Here is a 1,504-nt window from a genome sequence, read left to right on the forward strand (position 1 = left end):
CCTCATGGCACTAGGATAAGAAGAATTGCCCTGCAAGCAAGGGGTGGGCAGAGCCGCTGACAGTGATAGTCTGGAGTTGCAAAACGAACCAGAAATCAAAAGGACTCAGCCCAGTTGCAGGATACCAAATCGAAGAACTATGCAGCCGCCCAAAGGCTGCGCCAACAGTTTGGCCACGCCCACACGGGGCGACTGGGCCAAGCACTCAGCATCCAAGACATCTGTGCGATAGCCGACCGCCAGCCCGGCGCAGTACGCCAGCGCTTGTACCCACCACTGACCACACTGGGTCTGTTCATCGGTCAAGTTCTCAGCCCCGACCCCGTCTGCCAAACGGCTACCGCCAGTCACCTGGCCCAGCAGGTAAGCCAAGGCCATCGGCCATGCTCTGCCAACAACGCCAGCTACTGCCAAGCCAGAAAGCGCCTACCCAAGGCCCTAGTCAGTGATCTGGGCACTCTGCTGGGGCAGCGCCTGGAGTCTTTAGCGCCCAAAGCCTGGCGCTGGCAGGGGCGCTGCGTCAAACTCTTTGACGGCACCAGCGTATCCATGCCCGACACCATGAGCAACCAAGCCGCGTACCCGCAAAGCCGCAGCCAAGCGGTGGGAGTGGGCTTCCCCATGGTGCGCATCGGAGCCCTGATCGGCTTGGCCAGCGGGGCCGTACTGGCCTACGACTTGACCGCTCTGCGCGGCAAAGGCACGGGGGAGCAAACCGTGCTGTACGGTTTGCTGGGGCACATCCAACCCGGTGATATTGTTCTGGCCGATGCATTGCTGGCGACTTGGTGGCTCATCCAGGCTATCCAGAGCCGGGGTGGCGATGTCGTCATGGCCCAGCACGGCAGGCGTAGTAGCGACTTTGCGCAGGGCCAGATACTGGGCCGAGGTGACCATATCGTCCAGTGGCGGCGCCCGCCAAGACCTGAATGGATGGGCCACAGCGAGTACGCCGCACTACCGAAGACGCTGCGCATACGCGAGATTGAGGTGCAAGGACGGGTGGTGGTGAGCACCTTGTGCGATGCACGCTGCACCAGTGCGCAGGCACTGGACCAGCTATACGGTATGCGCTGGAGTATCGAGGTGGACTTTCGCTCGCTCAAAGCCACCATGGCGATGGATGTACTGCGCTGCAAATCCAGCGAAATGGTGGACAAAGAGATCGCTGCCTACATGCTGGCCTTCAACCTGGTGCGCTGGACCATGGGTGCCAGTGCAGTGCTGGCCGACGTGCTACCACGGGCGCTTAGTTTTGCCAGTGCGAAGCGCCTATTGAATGGGTTTGCGCAACAGCTCATAGGCAGCTCTGCTAAGGCAATTGCGGGGCTGTGCAATATCTTGTTGCGCAGCATAGCGACGCTCAAGCTGGTGCAGCAACCGGGACGGATTGAGCCCAGGGCTAAGAAGCGAAGACTCAAACCGTTGCCGCTGCTGAACGTGCCTCGCACAGCAGCCAGAGCGGCGATTCGCATGCGGCGGGGCTTATCCTAGTGCCATGAGG

The 1,504-nt window shown here is 60.9% G+C and carries 1 protein-coding gene; it reads left to right on the plus strand.

All coding sequences use genetic code 11. From position 1 onward, the window contains the following. Nucleotides 1-114: 114 nt before the first annotated feature. Nucleotides 115-1,494 (plus strand): IS4 family transposase, encoded by a 1,380-nt coding sequence (locus AC097O_RS24150; protein ID WP_479589148.1) that lies wholly within the window; start codon nucleotides 115-117, stop codon nucleotides 1,492-1,494. Nucleotides 1,495-1,504: the final 10 nt, after the last annotated feature.

The sequence above is a fragment of the Rhodoferax sp. LS1P39 genome (genome assembly GCF_056521425.1).